Annotated in this window: 15 protein-coding genes; 12 read left to right on the top strand and 3 right to left on the bottom strand. The window is 61.7% G+C overall.

Annotated features, from left to right (window positions below; translation table 11 throughout):
* The first annotated feature begins 40 nt into the window (after positions 1-40).
* The 7 genes from CUJ84_RS15150 to CUJ84_RS15120 all read left to right on the top strand — a co-directional run bounded on the left by CUJ84_RS15150 (position 41) and on the right by CUJ84_RS15120 (position 6157).
* Entirely contained in the window at positions 41-1339 is a 1299-nt protein-coding gene (locus CUJ84_RS15150; RefSeq protein ID WP_105006811.1) for an ABC transporter substrate-binding protein, read from the top strand.
* A 274-nt stretch (positions 1340-1613) separates the two neighbouring features.
* Positions 1614-2528 carry an ABC transporter permease gene (locus CUJ84_RS15145; RefSeq protein ID WP_018242921.1) on the top strand — a complete coding sequence of 305 codons (915 nt, stop codon included), beginning with the start codon at positions 1614-1616 and terminating at the stop codon, positions 2526-2528.
* A gap of 1 nt (position 2529) precedes the next feature.
* Positions 2530-3351: an ABC transporter permease gene (locus CUJ84_RS15140; protein ID WP_105006810.1), complete on the top strand. Its 822-nt coding sequence runs from the start codon at positions 2530-2532 to the stop codon at positions 3349-3351.
* A gap of 1 nt (position 3352) precedes the next feature.
* A complete protein-coding gene (locus CUJ84_RS15135) occupies positions 3353-4096 on the top strand; it encodes an aspartate/glutamate racemase family protein (RefSeq protein WP_105006809.1) in 744 nt (247 codons plus the stop codon).
* A 4-nt stretch (positions 4097-4100) separates the two neighbouring features.
* Positions 4101-4712, top strand: coding sequence for a flavin reductase family protein (locus tag CUJ84_RS15130; protein ID WP_105006808.1), 612 nt, complete (start codon positions 4101-4103; stop codon positions 4710-4712).
* A gap of 191 nt (positions 4713-4903) precedes the next feature.
* Complete coding sequence (locus CUJ84_RS15125; protein WP_027683693.1) at positions 4904-5401, top strand: heme-degrading domain-containing protein; 498 nt, start codon at positions 4904-4906, stop codon at positions 5399-5401.
* Positions 5402-5533: 132 nt separating this feature from the next.
* Positions 5534-6157, top strand: coding sequence for a DUF2799 domain-containing protein (locus tag CUJ84_RS15120; RefSeq protein WP_105006807.1), 624 nt, complete (start codon positions 5534-5536; stop codon positions 6155-6157).
* Between the two features lie 9 nt (positions 6158-6166).
* Here CUJ84_RS15120 and CUJ84_RS15115 read toward each other — a convergent pair whose 3' ends face one another.
* Entirely contained in the window at positions 6167-7426 is a 1260-nt protein-coding gene (locus CUJ84_RS15115; protein WP_105006806.1) for an AGE family epimerase/isomerase, read from the bottom strand.
* A gap of 271 nt (positions 7427-7697) precedes the next feature.
* Here CUJ84_RS15115 and metH point away from each other — a divergent pair, with 271 nt between their 5' ends.
* The gene (gene metH, locus CUJ84_RS15110; protein ID WP_105006805.1) at positions 7698-11471 is read left to right on the top strand and encodes a methionine synthase; all 3774 of its coding nucleotides are present in this window, start codon (positions 7698-7700) and stop codon (positions 11469-11471) included.
* 134 nt (positions 11472-11605) lie between these two features.
* Here the strand turns inward: metH and CUJ84_RS15105 are convergent, their stop codons facing one another.
* A complete protein-coding gene (locus CUJ84_RS15105; RefSeq protein ID WP_011652849.1) occupies positions 11606-12370 on the bottom strand; it encodes a GntR family transcriptional regulator in 765 nt (254 codons plus the stop codon).
* Positions 12367-13251: an N-acetylglucosamine kinase gene (locus CUJ84_RS15100; RefSeq protein ID WP_105006804.1), complete on the bottom strand. Its 885-nt coding sequence runs from the start codon at positions 13249-13251 to the stop codon at positions 12367-12369. The genes CUJ84_RS15105 and CUJ84_RS15100 overlap by 4 nt, the downstream gene beginning before the upstream one ends.
* A 524-nt stretch (positions 13252-13775) precedes the next feature.
* Here CUJ84_RS15100 and CUJ84_RS15095 point away from each other — a divergent pair.
* The 4 genes from CUJ84_RS15095 (at position 13776) to CUJ84_RS15080 (ending at position 18108) form a co-directional block, all read left to right on the top strand.
* Entirely contained in the window at positions 13776-15035 is a 1260-nt protein-coding gene (locus tag CUJ84_RS15095; protein ID WP_105006803.1) for an ABC transporter substrate-binding protein, read from the top strand.
* Between the two features lie 215 nt (positions 15036-15250).
* The gene (locus CUJ84_RS15090; protein ID WP_003561123.1) at positions 15251-16198 is read left to right on the top strand and encodes a carbohydrate ABC transporter permease; all 948 of its coding nucleotides are present in this window, start codon (positions 15251-15253) and stop codon (positions 16196-16198) included.
* A gap of 9 nt (positions 16199-16207) precedes the next feature.
* On the top strand, positions 16208-17047 hold the full coding sequence (locus tag CUJ84_RS15085) for a carbohydrate ABC transporter permease (RefSeq protein ID WP_027683700.1): 840 nt from the start codon (positions 16208-16210) through the stop codon (positions 17045-17047).
* Positions 17048-17094: 47 nt separating this feature from the next.
* Positions 17095-18108, top strand: a complete 1014-nt coding sequence (locus tag CUJ84_RS15080) for a Gfo/Idh/MocA family protein (protein ID WP_245457560.1) — start codon at positions 17095-17097, stop codon at positions 18106-18108.
* The last annotated feature ends 2 nt before the right edge of the window (positions 18109-18110 follow it).

Below are 18110 nucleotides of genomic sequence, written 5' to 3'. Positions count from 1 at the left end.
AAGAACACTGAACCTTCTATCCAAGAAAAGGGGAACTGACATGACGACTGAAACGACATCGACCAAAGCGGAAAAGGGGCTTTCCCGCCGCACGCTGCTGAAGACGGGTGCTGCCGCCGTCGGCGCCATCGCCGGCTCCGGCGCTATTACCGGCTTTCCCACAATCTGGGCGCAGTCGAACATCACGCTTCGCCAGTTCGGCACCGGCGTTTCGAACATCAATGCCATCGCCGAGAAGTGCAAGGCCGATCTCGGCATCACGCTGGAGATGACGGCAACCGATTCCGACGCCGCCGCCCAGCGCGCCGTCACCCAGCCTGACAGCTATGACATTGCCGACATCGAATACTGGATCGCCAAGAAGGTGTTCCCGACCGGCGTCATGCAGCCGATGGACGTCAAGAAGCTGAAATATTACGACAAGATCGTGCCGCTGTTCATCAACGGCAAGTTAAAGCCGGAGAGCGTCATCGCCCAGGGTACGGCGCCGCACACGGTCGGCTTCGTCGAGGCGCAGGGTTCCAAGAAGTTCGCCAAGGAGCCGACGCAGTGGATGACGATGGTTCCGACCATCTATAATGCCGATACGCTTGGTATTCGCCCCGACCTCACCGGCCGTCCGATCACCAGCTGGGCCGATATTCTCGATCCGGCCTTCAAGGGCAAGACCGCGATCCTCAATATCCCGTCGATCGGCATCATGGATGCGGCGATGATCATGGAAGCCTCCGGCAAGATCAAATATGCCGACAAGGGCAACATGACGAAGGAAGAAATCGACAAGACGATCGACTTCCTGATCAAGACCAAGGGTGACGGCCAGTTCCGTGCCTTCTGGAAGTCGTTCGACGAAAGCGTCAACCTGATGGCCTCAGGCGAAGTGGTCATCCAGTCGATGTGGTCGCCGGCCGTCGCCGCCGTCCGTTCGAAGGGTATCGCCTGCACCTTCCAGCCGCTCAAGGAAGGCTACCGCGCCTGGGGTGGCGGTCTTGGCCTTGCCTCGCACCTCAAGGGCGCGCAGCTCGATGCCGCCTATGAATATATCAACTGGTACACATCGGGCTGGGTTGGCGGCTACCTCAACCGCCAGGGCTATTATTCCGCCTGCATGGACACCGCCAAGGAATTCATGTCGGCCGACGAATGGGGCTACTGGATCGAAGGCAAGCCGGCAGCCGGCGATATCCTGTCTCCCGAGGGCAAGGTGATGGAGAAGGCCGGCGCCGTTCGCGACGGTGGCTCCTTCGAAGCCCGCATGGGCGCGGTCGCCTGCTGGAACTCCGTCATGGACGAGGACCGCTACATGGTCCGCCGCTGGAACGAGTTCATCGCTGCCTGATCCCTTTGGGGGCGGGCAGGCGCTGTCTTTCGCTGGTGCTGAAGACGTCGCTTCGCTCCGCCCCCTCATCCGACCCTTCGGGCCGCCTTCTCCCCGCTGGGGAGAAGAGGGAGTCCGTGGCCGCGTCGCGAGACGAATGCAAGGTTCGCGGTGGCCGAGGCGCCGCCGCGAATCTCTTCGCCCCAGCGGGGAGAAGGTGCCGGCAGGCGGATGAGGGGGCGGGCACGAGCCCTCGGTCGTCACGCCTGACAATGAGACAACGGAGAACCGGATCATGGCGACCATCGCAGCGGAAACGGAGGAGGATGGCCAGGGCGCGCGCGGCGGGCGCGGACTGAGGCTTTCCCCATCGGCGATATCCTATCTCCAGGCGACGCCGCTGTTCGTCATTCTCGGCTTCTTCTTCCTGCTGCCGATCGCCATGATCGGTGTCGTCAGCTTCTGGGACTACGACTTTGCCGGTCTCTATCCCGATTTCCTGACGATGAACTACACCGACACGCTCGGTTCGTGGGTGACGTGGAAGACCTATCTCAACACCTTGAAATTCACTGCGATCGTCTGGTCGCTGACGCTCGTCATCGGCTTCTGGGTCGCCTATTTCCTGGCCTTCCACATCCGCAAGACTTCGACGCAGATGATCCTCTTCCTGGTCTGCACCGTGCCGTTCATGACGTCGAACATCATCCGCATGATCTCGTGGATCCCGGTGCTTGGGCGCAACGGCCTCGTCAATTCGACGCTGATCAATATGGGCATCATCCCGAAGCCGATCGAATGGCTGCTCTATTCCGATTTCGCCGTCGTGCTTGCCATGGTGCATCTCTATACGCTGTTCATGGTGACGCCGATCTTCAACACGCTGATGCGCATCGACCGGTCGTTGTTCGAGGCGGCGCGCGATGCCGGCGCCTCCGGCTGGCAGGTGCTGTGGAACGTCGTCATCCCGCTTGCCAAGCCCGGCATGGCGATCGGCACGATCTTCGTCGTGACGCTCGTCATGGCTGATTTTTCGACGGTGCAGGTGATGTCCGGTGGCCAGAGCGCCTCGGTGGCGCTGATGATGAAGAACCAGATGTCGCTGCTGCAATATCCGGCGGCTGCCGCCAACGCCGTGGTGCTGCTTGCGGTGGTGCTCTTGATGGTCGCGGCCATCCTGCGCGTCGTCGATATCCGCAAGGAGCTTTGAGATGAACCACGAAAAACGCGGCCTGGAATTCTACCTGCTGGCGATCTTCTTCATCATCTTCGTGCTGTTCCTCTACGGCCCGCTTTCGGCGATCCTGATCCTCTCCTTCCAGGGGCCGGATGGCGGCCTGACCTTCCCGATGAACGGCGTTTCCACGCACTGGTTCTTCAATCTGTTCGAGAAGCAGGCGGTCGGCGATTTCGGTGCCTCGTTCCGGCGCTCCTTCACTCTCGGGCTGATGGTGATGGCGGTGACTGTCGTGGTTTCACTGCTCGCCGGCCTTGCCTTCCGGCGCCGTTTCCGAGGTTCGACGGCGCTGTTCTACGCCACGGTCGCCAGCCTCGTGGTGCCGTCGATCATCATCTCGCTCGGCATCGGCGTCGTCTTCCAGGAGGGAGGGCTGAAGCCCGCCTGGTATTCGTCCGCCTTCGGCGCGCATCTGACCTGGACGCTACCGTTCGGCGTGCTGATCATGTTTGCCGTCTTCAACCGCTTCTCGCCGGCCTATGAAGAGGCTGCGCGTGACCTTGGCGCCAGCTCCTGGCAGACGTTCCGCCATGTCGTGCTGCCGATGATCGCGCCGAGCCTCGTCGGCGTCGGCCTGTTCGGCTTCACGCTCTCCTACGACGAATTCGCCCGCACGCTGATGACATCAGGCACCTACAACACGCTGCCGCTCGAAATCTACGGCATGACCACCAACGTCACGACGCCGGTGCTTTATGCGCTCGGCACGGTGACGACGCTGTTTTCCTTCACCATCATTCTCCTCGCGCTCGGCATCATGACGATGCTCAGCCGGCGGCAGGCAAAGATAAACTGACATGCGCGTCCTCATCGTCAATCCGAACACCACGGCCTCCATGACCGACAAGGCCGCGACTGCCGCGCGTGCGGTGGCGGCATCAGGCACGGAGATCATCGCGGCCACCTCGCGCATGGGGCCGGTCTCCATCGAAGGACATTACGACGGCGCGCTGGCGATCCCCGGTCTGCTCGCCGAACTCAAGGACCGGCAGCCGGCGGGCTATGATGCGGCCGTTATCGCTTGCTTCGACGATACCGGGCTCGAAGCGGCACGAACCTTCGCCGATGTGCCAATCCTCGGGCTTTGCGAATCCGCGGTGGTGACGGCGGGCTTCTTGGCGCAGCGCTTCACCGTGGTGACGACGCTGGAGCGGTCGCGGGTATTGATCGACAATCTGGTGCGCCGCTACGGCATGGGCGACCGCGCCACGGTACGCGCCTCCGACATCCCGGTGCTGGAGCTGGAAGATCCGGCCTCGGGCGCGATCGGCAAGCTCAGGGCCGAGATCGAGCGGGCGCTTTTGGAAGACGGCGCCGAGGCGATCGTGCTCGGCTGTGCCGGCATGACCGATCTGGCGCGAGAGCTGCAGGAGATCTATGGCGTGCCTGTCGTCGATGGCGTCGCGGCCGCCGTCAAGCAGGCCGAAGCGCTGGTGTCGCTCGGACTTTCCACCAGCAAGCGCGGCTCCTATGCATCGCCGCTGCCGAAACCCTTCACCGGGGCGATGAGGGATTTCTCGCCGATCCGGGCGGCCGGCTGAACCGATGTCCGTTTCCTTCGATTTCAAGCAGCTCACCGAGCGCCAACGCTACAAGCTGATGATCGGCACGATCATTCCGCGCCCGATCGCGCTGGTGACGACGGTCGACGAGAATGGCCGGATCAACGCCGCGCCCTTCAGTTTCTTCAACTGCCTTTCGGCCGATCCGCCGATCCTTGCGATCGGCGTCGAGAACCATGCCGACATGTCGTTCAAGGACACCGGCCACAATATCCGCATGACCGAGGTGTTCACGGTCAATATCGTCTCCTTCGCGATCGCCGAGGCGATGCATGTCTGCGGCGCCAAATATCCGCGCGGCGTCGACGAGTTGAAGGAGGCCGGCCTGACGGCAATGCCGGGCGAGAAGGTGGCCTCGCCCTTTATCGCCGAGGCGCCGGCCGCTTTCGAATGCCGGCGGCATGTGACGCTGGAGCTCGGCCGCTCGCGGCAGATCGTCATGGGCGAGATCGTCTATGCGCATTACCGCGACGGGGTCGTCGATCCGGAAAGGCTGCATGTCGATCCGTCAGCCGTCGATGCCATTGCAAGGCTCGGCGGCGATACCTGCGCCACCATCCGCGACCGTTTCGAGATGCTGACGCCGAAGCTCTGACATAGAGCATTTCCGTTTTCTTCGAGTCACGAAAATGCTCATCTCTTTGTCTTCGCGCAATTCCGGACGCAAAACCGCTGCGCAGTTTTGCTGGAATTGCTCCAGGGATAGCCCTAAGTTTTTGCTTTACTTTTTCGGCTCCCGCAAGAATGGTCTGCAACGGATCATCACGGCAGAGGAGCGCTTTACCCATGACAATCGAGGACGATCTCAGCCGGATCGCGGAGCAGGAGAAAGTCCTGAGTTTCGACGCCTTCGACCTGACGACGGCATGGCAGCTCGGCAAGCTCCTGCAGGAACTCGCCACCGAGCGCGGCCTCGGCATCGCGATCGATGTGACCCTGCATTCGATGCCGGTATTCTATGCGGCACTCCCGGGTGTAACGCCTGATAACGTCAACTGGGTCCGCCGCAAGCGCAATATGGTGCTGCGCTATTTCCGCAGCAGCTATGCCTCCGGCCTGAAGCTGCAGAAGGATGGCAAGACGGTCGAGGATAACGGACTTTCCGGCGCCGACTATGCGCCGCATGGCGGCAGTTTCCCGATTAACGTCAAGGGCACCGGCTGCATCGGCGCCGTCACCGTCTCAGGATTGCCGCAGCGCGACGACCATAATCTCGCGGTCGAAGCGCTGGCGCTGATGCTCGCGAAGGATCTGGATACGCTGCGGCTCGCCGCGCCGCTCTGACACGGTTTCTCCTGCCGTAATTTCGACAGAAAAAAGCCATGAAAACTACAAATTCGCGTCGCCGCTCCGGTGACGCGGGCTTGTCCTGCGGCTAAGCTGCGGCATCGCACTCCTCATCTTACCCGGGACGCCATGATCCGCTTGTTCCTTGCGCTTGCCGCCACCATCGGCTTCGGCCTTTTCCTTGCCTCCTGCAACACGCTTTCCAAGGAGGAATGCGTTGCCGCCGACTGGAGCGTGATCGGCGAGAGCGACGGCGCGGCGGGCTACGAGCCGCAACAGCGCTTCGCCGCACATGCGAAATCCTGCGAGCGGGTGAAGATCGTGCCCGATCAGACGATTTGGTTTCAGGGATATCAGGCCGGCCTGGTGCGCTACTGCACGCCGCTCAGCGGGCTTGCGCGCGGCCAGGCGGGCAGCGGCTACGCCAATGTCTGCCCGCCCGCGACCGCGCCTGGTTTCCTGCGCGGCTTCGGCCTCGGCAGCAAGCAGCACGAATTGCAGGGGCGGCTCAGCTCGATGCAGAGCGATTATAGCAATAAGGAGACTGATATCGACGAGCTTTCCGACAAGCTGCGAGATGCCAAGGACGGCGACCGGTCGGAACTGCGCCGGCGGATAGAAGATCTGGAAGATGACAAGCACGACATCCGCCGCGACCAGCGCGACGTGCAGGACGATCTCGACCGTGTCAACGAGGATGTCGAATGGTTCCAGCGGAACCCGACTGCCGAACTGCCGGCGCCGGGTTACTGATCCCCGACCTCAGAGCTTCCCGCCGGCCTCGGCGATGCCCTTTGTCAGGCTGCCCGTTGCCGGGAAGAGCGGGATGAGGCAGGCCTGCAGGGCGTGATAGATATCGCCCTTGCCGGGGAACAGCGAGTGCGAGGGAACGAGATCTTCCGTCAGCTCCTCGTGCCAGCCGCCGTTCTTGTGGTCGATGAAGGCGCGCTCGATCACGTTCCAGATCCTGCGGTAGCTCTCTTCATGGAAATCGCTCGGCAGGTGCTCGTTGAGGAAATGTGCAGCGGCCGCACCTTCGCAGGCTGGCCACCAGAGCTTGTTGCGCTTGGCGGGCTTGTCGTCCCAATCGAGCGTATAGAAGAAGCCGCCCTTGTCGTTGTCCCAGCCGAGCGCCATGGATTGCGCAAAGAGCGCCTTGGCCGCATCCGGCATCCATTCGGTCCGTTTGCCACCGAGCGCCCAGAGCTGCAGGATGAGGCGGGCCCATTCCAGCCAATGGCCGGGCGTCGTGCCGGCCGGGCGGAACATTTCGTTCGGATGATAGTACGTCTTGTCGAGATTCCATTCGGCGTCGAAATGCTCGGCAACGCGCCAGTCCACCGAACCGGCGACGCGGCGGATGACGAGATCGGCGATGCTTTCGGCCTTGGCCAGATAGTCCCGGTCGCCGGTGGCTTCGAAGGCCGCCATCAGCGCTTCGGTCAGGTGCATGTTGGAGTTCTGGCCACGATAGGCGCCGCCATCGAGCGGCTGCCAGTCGGCGGTGAATTCCTCGGCGATCGCGCCGTGCTTTTCTTCCCAGAACTTCGTGTTCAGGATCTCGGTGATATCGGCCAACATGCCGTCGGCAAGCGGATGGCCGATCGTCCTTGCGGCTGAGGCGGCCAGCAGCACGAAAGCATGGCCATAGCCCTGCTTGTTGGAATCGACGGGACCATTATTGTTGAGGGACCAGAAATAGCCGCCATTTTTCCGGTCGCGATGATGGTTCCAGATATAATCCATGCCGTGGTCGACGACATCGGCAGCGCCTGGACGGCCAAGCAAGGCGCCGATCGAGAAGCAATGCACAGCGCGCGCCGCGATATGGATGCCGCGAACCTGGCCCTCGGCGTCGAGAGGTCCGCCTTCGTCGTCGAGATCGTAGAAGCCGCCCTTGGGATTGACCGAATTGTGCTGGAAGAAATCGAAGAGACCGTTCGCCTGGGTTAGCAGCCAGCCGCGATGATAGGCGCGGGTCGTCCAGTTTCCAAGCACGGCGTTGCCGGTTGCGGGTGCCATGTTGCTCCTCCGATTTCGTGCACAAGCGTCGCAAACGCCTATATAGAGGTCGGGCAAGCCTGTCATCTGGCTATCGCATCGACCCGAAAATCGGGATCGATTTTCGGAAAGCACGATGCGAAGATTCAAACTGCTACGGCGTCCTTTGCGCGTCTTAGGAGACGCGCGGCGCTGTAGACTTGCAAAGCATGAAATCGATAGGCATATATTGACATAAAGATATCTTTATGTGATTTGGAAGCCTGGTCTTACGACGTCAAGGAGCCCTCCCGTGTTTGACAATCTCTTTGGTCCGGAAACGGGCAAACGTGACGGCAGTGAAGTGTTCGCAGCTTTGAAACAAGCCGCGAGCGAGCGCATCCTTGTTCTCGACGGCGCCATGGGCACGCAGATCCAGGGGCTCGGCTATGACGAAGACCAGTTTCGCGGGACGCGCTTCATCGGCTGCGCCTGTCACCAGAAGGGCAATAACGACCTTCTGATCCTGACCCAGCCGGATGCGATCGAAGAGATCCATTACAGATACGCCAAGGCCGGCGCCGATATTCTCGAGACCAACACCTTCTCCTCGACCCGCATCGCGCAGGCCGATTACGAGATGGAAGGTGCGGTCTATGACCTCAACAAGGAAGGTGCCGAGATCGTGCGCCGGGCGGCACAGCGCGCCGAGCGCGAGGACGGCCGCCGCCGCTTCGTCGCCGGCGCCATCGGGCCGACCAACCGCACCGCCTCGATCTCGCCCGACGTCAACAATCCCGGTTTCCGCGCCGTCACCTTCGACGATCTGCGTTCCGCTTACGGCGAGCAGATCGACGGGCTGATCGACGGCGGCGCCGACATCATCCTCATCGAGACGATCTTCGACACGCTGAACGCCAAGGCGGCGATCTTTGCCTGCGAGGAGCGCTTCGAGGCCAAGGGCGTGCGCCTGCCCGTGATGATCTCGGGCACGATCACCGACCTTTCCGGCCGCACGCTGTCCGGCCAGACGCCGTCGGCCTTCTGGAACTCGGTGCGGCATGCCAATCCCTTTACGATCGGGCTCAACTGCGCGCTCGGCGCCAATGCGATGCGCCCGCATCTGCAGGAGCTTTCAGGTGTTGCCGACACCTTCATCTGCGCCTATCCGAATGCCGGCCTGCCGAACGAATTCGGCCAGTATGACGAAACGCCGGAGCTGATGGCGGCGCAGATCGACAGCTTCGCCCGCGAAGGCCTGGTCAACATCGTCGGCGGCTGCTGCGGATCGACGCCCGAGCACATCAAGGCGATCGCCGAGACCGTCGCCAAGTACAAGCCACGGCCGATTCCCGAGCATCGCCCCTTCATGTCGCTGTCGGGCCTCGAACCCTTCGAACTGACGAAGGATATTCCCTTCGTCAATGTCGGCGAGCGCACCAACGTCACCGGCTCGGCCCGCTTCCGCAAGCTGATCACCAATGCCGATTTCAACGCGGCGCTCGATGTCGCCCGCGACCAGGTCGAAAACGGCGCCCAGGTGATCGACATCAATATGGACGAGGGCCTGATCGATTCCGAAAAGGCGATGGTCGAGTTCCTCAACCTGATCGCCGCCGAGCCTGACATCGCCCGTGTGCCTGTCATGATCGACTCGTCGAAATTTTCGATCATCGAATCCGGCCTGAAGCGCGTCCAGGGCAAGCCGATCGTCAACTCGATCTCGCTGAAGGAAGGCGAGGAGAATTTCCTCGCCCAGGCGCGGCTGCTGCACAATTATGGTGCCGCCGTCGTCGTCATGGCCTTCGATGAGACGGGGCAGGCGGACAGCTACGAGCGCAAGGTGGATATCTGCACGCGCGCCTACAAGCTGCTGACCGAGAAGATCGGCTACCCGCCCGAGGACATCATCTTCGACCCGAACATCTTCGCGGTCGCGACCGGCATCGAAGAGCACAATAATTACGGTGTCGATTTCATCGAGGCGACGCGGACGATCCGCGAGCGCATGCCGCTGGTGCATATCTCCGGCGGCGTCTCCAACCTGTCCTTCTCGTTCCGCGGCAACGAGCCGGTGCGCGAGGCGATGCACGCCGTGTTCCTCTACCACGCCATCCAGGCTGGCATGGACATGGGTATCGTCAATGCCGGCCAGCTTGCCGTCTACGACAACATCGATCCTGAGCTGCGCGAGGCCTGCGAGGACGTGGTACTGAACCGCCGTCCTGACGGCACCGAGCGGCTGCTCGAAGTGGCCGAGCGTTTCCGTGGCGCCGGTGCCAGGGAAGGCCGTGTCCAGGATCTCTCCTGGCGCGAATGGAGCGTCGAGAAGCGTCTCGAACACGCGCTGGTCAACGGCATTACCGAATATATCGAGGCCGATACCGAGGAGGCGCGCCTGCAGGCCGCCCGGCCGCTGCACGTTATCGAAGGGCCGCTGATGGCCGGCATGAATGTCGTCGGCGATCTCTTCGGCTCGGGCAAGATGTTCCTGCCGCAGGTGGTCAAGTCGGCGCGCGTGATGAAGCAGGCGGTCGCCGTGCTGCTGCCTTACATGGAAGAGGAAAAGCGCCTCAACGGCGGCGATGAACGCCGGTCGGCCGGCAAGATCCTGATGGCGACGGTCAAGGGCGACGTGCACGATATCGGCAAGAATATCGTCGGCGTCGTGCTTGCCTGCAATAATTACGAGATCGTCGACCTCGGCGTCATGGTGCCGGCGACGAAGATCCTCGAAACGGCGATCGCCGAAAAGGTCGACGTCATCGGCCTTTCCGGCCTGATCACGCCGTCACTCGACGAGATGGTGCATGTCGCGGCCGAAATGGAGCGGCAGGGTTTCGAGATCCCGTTGTTGATCGGCGGGGCGACGACCAGCCGCGTGCATACGGCCGTGAAGATCCATCCGGGCTACAACAAGGGGCAAACAGTCTACGTGACCGATGCCAGCCGTGCCGTCGGCGTCGTATCCGCACTGCTTTCGCCGGAGGCACGGCAGGGCTATGTCGACGATGTAAGAGCCGAATATGCCAAGGTGGCGGCCGCCCATGCGCGCAGCGAGGCCGAGAAGGTGCGACTGCCGTTGCCCCGGGCTCGCGAGAATGCCCCCAAGATCGACTGGTCTGCCTACCAACCGGTGAAGCCGCAATTCTTCGGCACGCGGGTGTTCGAGGATTACGATCTGGCCGAGCTTGCCAAATACATCGACTGGACGCCGTTCTTCCAGACCTGGGAGTTGCGCGGCCGTTACCCCGCCATTCTCGAAGACGAGAAGCAGGGCGAGGCAGCGCGCGCGCTCTGGGCCGATGCGCAGGCCATGCTGAAGAAGATCATCGACGAGAAGTGGTTCCGTCCGCGCGCCGTCATCGGCTTCTGGCCGGCCGGCGCCGTCGGCGACGATATCCGACTGTTCACGGACGAGACCCGGAAACAGGAGCTTGAGACCTTCTATACGCTGCGCCAGCAGCTTTCGAAGCGGGACGGGCGGCCGAACGTGGCGCTCTCCGATTTCGTCGCGCCTGTCACAAGCGGTGTTCAGGATTATGTCGGCGGCTTCGTGGTGACGGCGGGTATCGAGGAAATCGCCATCGCCGAGCGTTTCGAACGGGCGAACGACGATTATTCGTCGATCCTCGTCAAGGCGCTGGCTGATCGCTTCGCCGAAGCTTTTGCCGAGCGCATGCATGAGCAGGTACGACGCGAATACTGGGGCTATGCCAAGGACGAGACGCTCAGCAAGGAGGATCTCATCACCGAAGCCTATGCCGGCATCCGCCCGGCGCCCGGTTATCCCGCACAGCCCGATCACACCGAAAAGGCGACACTCTTCAAGCTGCTCGATGCTGAAAAAGCGGCCGGCGTGAAGCTGACGGAGAGCTATGCGATGTGGCCGGGCTCCTCGGTCTCCGGCCTCTATATCGGCCATCCCGACTCCTATTATTTCGGCGTCGCCAAGGTGGAGCGCGATCAGGTGGAAGACTATGCGGCCCGCAAGGGCATGGAGGTTTCCGAGATCGAGCGCTGGCTCGGGCCGGTGCTGAACTATGTGCCGCGCAAGACCGAAACCGAGATCGAGGATGCGGCGTAACCAGCCGTTTGGCGTCGTCCGCTGATAAAGTGATTCAAGAAACGCGGAAGCCGGAAAGTGATTCACTTCCCGGCTTCATGCTTTTGAAAATCAAGAATATTTTTCTTTTGAACCGATGATGTCGGCTTTGCGGTTCAAGTCACCGCAATCGTCAGCTCCGCGACAAAGTCATAGGCGTCGCCGCGATAGAGCGAGCGGGTGAATTCGACGGCGCGGCCTGAGCCGAGATAGGAGATACGCTCGATCGACAGGCCGGCCGCACCCACGGAGACGCCGAGAAGCTGGGCGTCGGCTTCCTTCATGTTGGTCGCGGAGATGCGCTGCACGGCGCGCACGGGGCGAACCTGGAGGCGTTCGAGTTCAGCATAGAGTGAATTGGTGACGGCTGAGGGATCGGGCAGGAATTCGCCGGAGACGCTGGCGTTCTCGATCGCCAGCGGCTGGTCGTCGGCGATGCGCAGGCGGGAGAGGCGCGAAACCTTAACGTCGGTACCGAGGCCAAGGATCATCATCTCATCGGGCGAGGGGGTATGGATGCCCTTGTGCAGCCATTCGGAGCGGGAGGACATGCCGCGGCGCGCCATGTCCTCGGTAAAGGAGGTGAGCTGCGATAGGCGTTGCTCGACCTTGGAGACCGGCTTGGCGACGAAGGTGCCCGAGCCGTGGCGGCGCACCAGCAGGCCGTCGGCGACAAGTTCGTCGATCGCCTTGCGCACGGTGACGCGGCTGACGGCGGCGAATTCGGCGATGTCGCGTTCCGGCGGCAGCGCATCGCCGTGGCCGAGCGTGCCGGTGCGCACGGCCTCTTCGAGCATGCGGCGCAGCTTGACGTAGAGCGGGCCGGTGCCGGCAGCCTGCAAGCGCTCCAGGGACAGGATGGTAGCGAGGTCGTCGCTCATGCCGCACCTCTCTGCTTGTTGTTCAAGAGCTTCACCGCAAGTTCCACTGCGCCGTGCAAGGCATCGTTCTTCGGTCTGGCGAGCAGCGGCCTGTGGCGTTCGGAAAGCCAGGGTTCATAGGCTTCGGCAAGACCTCCGAGCAGGCAGATCGACGGGCATTCGGGCCAGAGCAGCGCGTCGAGGCTTTCGCCGATCGCCGTTGCCGCATCCGTGACGATGCCGACCGCGACGGCATCGCCCCTGGCCGCATGTTCGAAGACGATCGGTGCGTAACGGGCAAAATCCTTTGGTCTTGCCGAATGCGCGAATTCGACGATGCGCTCCGGATCGTTGCCATATTCGGTGATGACCGCTTCGGTGATCGGCGATGCCGGGCGCACCCCGTCATGGGCGAGCAGCGATCGTTCCAGCAGGTCGCGGCCGAGGCGGGCGCCGCTTGCCTGGTCGCCGACGACAAAACCCCAGCCGCCGATGCCGTTCAGCCGGCCATCCCTGCGGGCATTATAGACCGAGCCGGTGCCGAAGGCGCCGACGATGCCGTCGGCATCGCCGAGCGCGCCCTGCAGGGCGATCAGCGCATCGGTGACGACGCGGCCCTCGGCGAAGGGGAGAGCCTTTTCGATTCGCCTGCCGTAATCCCCGACATTGGCGCCGGCGACGCCGACGACGGCTGCGACGGAGGAAACGGTTTCAGCAGCAAGCCCGGCATCGCGCAGCGCCTGCCGGGCGGATTCAATGATATTGAGAAGAGAGTTTTCGAGATCCGACAGAATGTTGGCGGCGCCTGATTTGCCGCGGCCGATGATATTGCCGTTTCTGTCCGCGACCGCGGCCCGGCAGCTCGTTCCGCCGCCGTCTATGCCGATTGCAAGCTCCGTCATCGGGCCTCCGAATATGCCGTCCCCATGTTTTTTAATACAATACCAAAAAAATACCATTTACCAAGTGGGAATGAGGGAGAAAATCAATCTTTTTATCTTATTGATTTTGCTTGATTAAATTTTTTAATGAATTTTCTCCCGCCGAAAAGTTAAATTCGGCTGGACAATTGGTATTTTTTTGGCATTAATTCGGCAAAAGGGAACAGCACTTCGAAGCCCACGAAAACCGGCATTAAGCCAAGCCGGAACCGCTTCGAGGATGATCGAGAGAACGACCCCCGGCCCATCAAGCTGGTGGCGAATTCGGGCATCTATCGGCTTTCCCCATCATTTCGCCGTCCCCGGTGCAGCCGCCGGGAAGGCGCGCAGTCCGGACGCAGGCGATCCGCCTTCGTGTCCGTCGAGCTTTCGGGACCGGCATTGCTGGCGGTCCTCCAAGGGGCGTTGGGTGTTACCTCAAACACGCCAATTGCTTGTTTCAGATCGAAAACAGCGCCTTGCGGCGCTTAAAACAGGAGAGGGAAATGAAAAACACTGCTCTGAAAAGCCTGCTGCTTGCCTCCAGTCTGCTGAGTTCAGCGGGTCTCGTCCACGCCGCCGACGTCACGCTGACGGTCGAAAGCTGGCGTAACGACGACCTGCAGATCTGGCAGGAAAAGATCATCCCGGCTTTCGAAGCCAAGAACCCGGGCATCAAGATCGTCTTCTCGCCGACCGCGCCGACCGAATACAACGCCTCGCTGAACGCCAAGCTCGATGCCGGCTCCGCAGGCGATATCATCACCTGCCGTCCGTTCGACGCTTCGCTCGAACTCTTCAACAAGAAGCAGCTCGTCGACATCACCAGCCTGCCTGGTATGGAGAACTTCTCGCCGGTCGCCAAGGCTGCCTGGAGCACCGATGACGGCAAGTCGACCTTCTGCGTGCCGATGGCTTCTGTCATCCACGGTTTCATCTACAACAAGGATGCCTTCGACAAGCTCGGCATCTCCGTGCCGAAGACCCAGGACGAGTTTTACGCAGCGCTCGACAAGATCAAGGCCGACGGCACCTACATTCCGCTCGCCATGGGCACGAAGGACCTCTGGGAAGCCGCTACCATGGGCTACCAGAATATCGGCCCGAACTACTGGAAGGGTGAGGACGGCCGCGCCGCCCTGATCGCCGGCAAGCAGAAGCTGACCGACGCCGACTGGGTCAAGCCCTATGAAGAGCTTGCCAAGTGGAAGCCCTATCTCGGCGACGGCTTCGAAGCGCAGACCTACTCCGACAGCCAGAACCTGTTCACGCTCGGTCGTGCCGCGATCTATCCGGCCGGCTCGTGGGAAATCTCGCTGTTCAACAGCCAGGCACAGTTCAAGATGGGCGCCTTCCCGCCGCCGGTTCCGAAGGCCGGCGACACGGGCTACATCTCCGACCATCCGGATATCGGTGTCGCCCTGAACACCAAGAGCACGCATGCCGAGGAAGCCAAGAAGTTCCTCAGCTGGGTCGCTTCGCCTGAGTTCGCCGATATCTACGCCAACGCGCTGCCGGGCTTCTTCAGCCTGAATTCCAACCCGGTCAAGATGTCCGATCCGCTCGCTCAGGAATTCGTTTCCTGGCGCGGCCCGTACAAGTCGACGGTGCGCTCGACCTATCAGATCCTGTCGCGCGGCACGCCGAACCTCGAAAACGAGACCTGGGTCGAATCGGCCAATGTGATCAACGGCACGGATACGCCTGCGGTTGCTGCCGAAAAGCTCCAGAAGGGCCTCGACAGCTGGTTCAAGCCGGCCAAGTGATGTGATCAGGGGCGGCGTTTGCAGCCCCTGATCCGGCCTTCCGGCCACCTTCTCCCCGCTCGCGGGGAGAAGGAGACTCGCAGCGACCTCCCAGCCCGATAGCATCTCAACAGGGCGTGTTCCCTCTCTTCCCAGGTGGCAGAGAGTTAGGGTGAGGCGCAACGTTTTCCACCTGTGCTGCCCTTGCAGCCAGTCGACAAGAACAGGCAAAAGCCATGAGCGAAACCGACAACGCGGCTGATATCGTCCCGATCAAGCGCCCGGTGCGCTGGCACATTTTCGTCTTCATGCTGCCGGCCCTGATCGTCTATTCCGCGGTCATGGTGCTGCCGCTCATCGAAACTCTTCGGCTGTCGCTCTACAATACGGTCGACGGGCAACCGGCCTTCGTCGGACTGGCGAATTTCAAAGTGCTGTTCGGCGATGCGCGCTGGGCGCGCGATTTCTGGAATGCCCTTGTCAATAACCTGATCTTCTTTGCCATCCATATGTGCGTGCAGAACCCGATCGGCGTGGCCCTTGCCGCCCTGCTTTCGGTGCCAAAGTTGCGCGGCGTCGCCTTCTATCGCACGGCGATGTTCCTGCCGACTCTGCTCTCCTTCGTCATTGTCGGCTTCATCTGGAAGCTCATCCTCTCGCCGATCTGGGGCGTGGCTCCCTGGATGCTCGATCTTATCGGCTTGAAATTCCTGTTCGCACCTTGGCTCGGTAAGTCCGGTTCGGCGCTGATCGCGGTGTCGCTGATCTCGAACTGGCAATATATCGGCATTCCGATGATGCTGATCTATGCCGCACTGCTGAGCATCCCCGAAGAGGTGATCGAGGCGGCCGAATGCGACGGCATCACCGGCTGGGCCCAATTCTGGAAAATCAAGCTGCCGCTCATCCTGCCGGCGATCGGCATTATCTCGATCCTGACTTTCGTCGGCAATTTCAACGCCTTCGACCTGATCTACACCGTGCAGGGGGCACTTGCCGGGCCTGACATGTCGACCGACATTCTCGGCACGTTGCTCTACCGCACCTTCTTCGGTTTCCAGCTTCAGCTCGGCGACCGCTCGATGGGCGCGACGATTGCCACGGTGATGTTCCTCATCATCCTCGCCGGCGTCTCGCTTTATCTCTTCGTCATCCAGCGGCGCATGCGTCGCTACCAGTTCTGAGGAGCGCGCATGTCCAAGGCACGCACATCTCCCATCCGCACCGGCCTCGTGCATCTGGCGCTCAGCGCCTATACGCTGGTCGCGCTGTTTCCGGTGTTTCTGACCATCGTCAACTCGTTCAAGGATCGTGCCTCGATCTTCCGCGAGCCGCTGATGATCCCGACGCCATCGACCTTCAGCCTCGTCGGCTATCAGACGGTGCTCGGGCAGGGCGATTTCGCCATCTATTTCCAGAACAGCTTCATCGTCACGATCGTCTCGATCCTGCTGGTGCTGCTCTTCGGCGCCATGGCGGCCTTTGCACTCTCGGAGTATCGCTTCCGCGGCAATATGCTGCTTGGTCTCTACATGGCGATCGGCATCATGATCCCGATCCGTCTCGGCACGGTGGCGATCCTGCAGGGTATGGTTGCGGCCGGCCTCGTCAATACGCTGACGGCGCTGGTCCTCGTCTATACCGCGCAGGGCATACCGCTGGCGATCTTCATCCTGTCGGAATTCATGCGCACGGTTTCGGACGATCTGAAGAATGCCGGGCGCATCGACGGGCTTTCCGAATATGCGATCTTCTTCCGCCTGGTGCTGCCGCTGGTGCGCCCGGCCATGGCGACGGTCGCCGTCTTCACGATGATCCCGATCTGGAACGATCTCTGGTTCCCGCTGATCCTCGCACCCTCCGAGGCCACCAAGACGGTGACGCTCGGCTCGCAGATCTTCATCGGCCAGTTCGTCACCAACTGGAACGCGGTGCTGGCGGCGCTGTCGCTGGCGATCCTGCCGATCCTCGTCCTCTACGTCATCTTCTCGCGGCAGCTGATCCGCGGCATCACGTCAGGAGCCGTCAAGTGAGCCAATCCGAAAAGCCGATCCGTGTCCTCGTTGCCGGCCTCGGCAATATGGGCCGCAGCCACGCGCTCGCCTATCACAACAATCCGGGCTTTGAGATCGTCGGCCTCGTCAACCGCTCGACGCCGCAATTGGAGCCCGAGCTGCAGGGCTATACGATCCATCCCGACTTCACGACGGCGCTCGCCGAGCTGAAGCCGGACCTCTGCTCGATCAACACCTACTCCGACAGCCATGCCGATTATGCGGTCGCCGCCTTCGAGGCCGGCTGTGATGTCTTCGTGGAAAAGCCGCTGGCAACCACCGTCGCCGATGCCAAACGCGTCGTCGCAGCAGCGGGGAAGGCGGGGCGCAAGCTGGTGATCGGTTATATCCTTCGCCATCATCCTTCCTGGATGAAGCTGATTGAAGAGGCGCGCAAGCTCGGCCCGCCTTACGTCTTCCGCATGAACCTCAACCAGCAGTCCAGCGGCCCGACCTGGGCGACGCACAAATCGCTGATGCGCACCACCTCGCCGATCGTCGATTGCGGCGTGCATTATGTCGACGTCATGTGCCAGATCACCGACGCCAAGGCTGTCGAGGTGCGCGGCATGGGGCTGCGCATGTCCGACGAGATCGCCGCCGACATGTATAATTACGGTCACCTGCAGGTGCTGTTCGAGGACGGTTCGATCGGCTGGTACGAGGCCGGCTGGGGACCGATGATCTCGGAAACCGCTTTCTTCGTGAAGGATGTGATGTCGCCGAAAGGCGCCGTGTCGATCGTCATGGATCCGAACGCCAAGTCCGACGATATCGACACGCACACCAAGACCTCGGTGATCCGTCTGCACACGGCCGAGACGGGACCTGACGGCAAGTTCATCCGACCCGACCAGGACATGACGATGGAAGGCGAACCCGGCCATCAGGCGCTCTGCGACCTGGAACAGGCCTTCATGCTGAGGGCGATCCGCGAGGATCTGGACCTCGACCGCCATATGGCGGATGCGGTGGCGTCGCTACGCATCTGCCTTGCCGCCGACGAGAGCGTGCGTACCGGTCAGCCGGTCAGATTGTAAGG

It is taken from the genome of Rhizobium leguminosarum, from assembly GCF_002953715.1.
In the GTDB taxonomy this organism is placed as follows: Bacteria; Pseudomonadota; Alphaproteobacteria; order Rhizobiales; family Rhizobiaceae; genus Rhizobium; species Rhizobium leguminosarum_V.
This window is presented reverse-complemented; position numbering and strand designations above follow the sequence as displayed.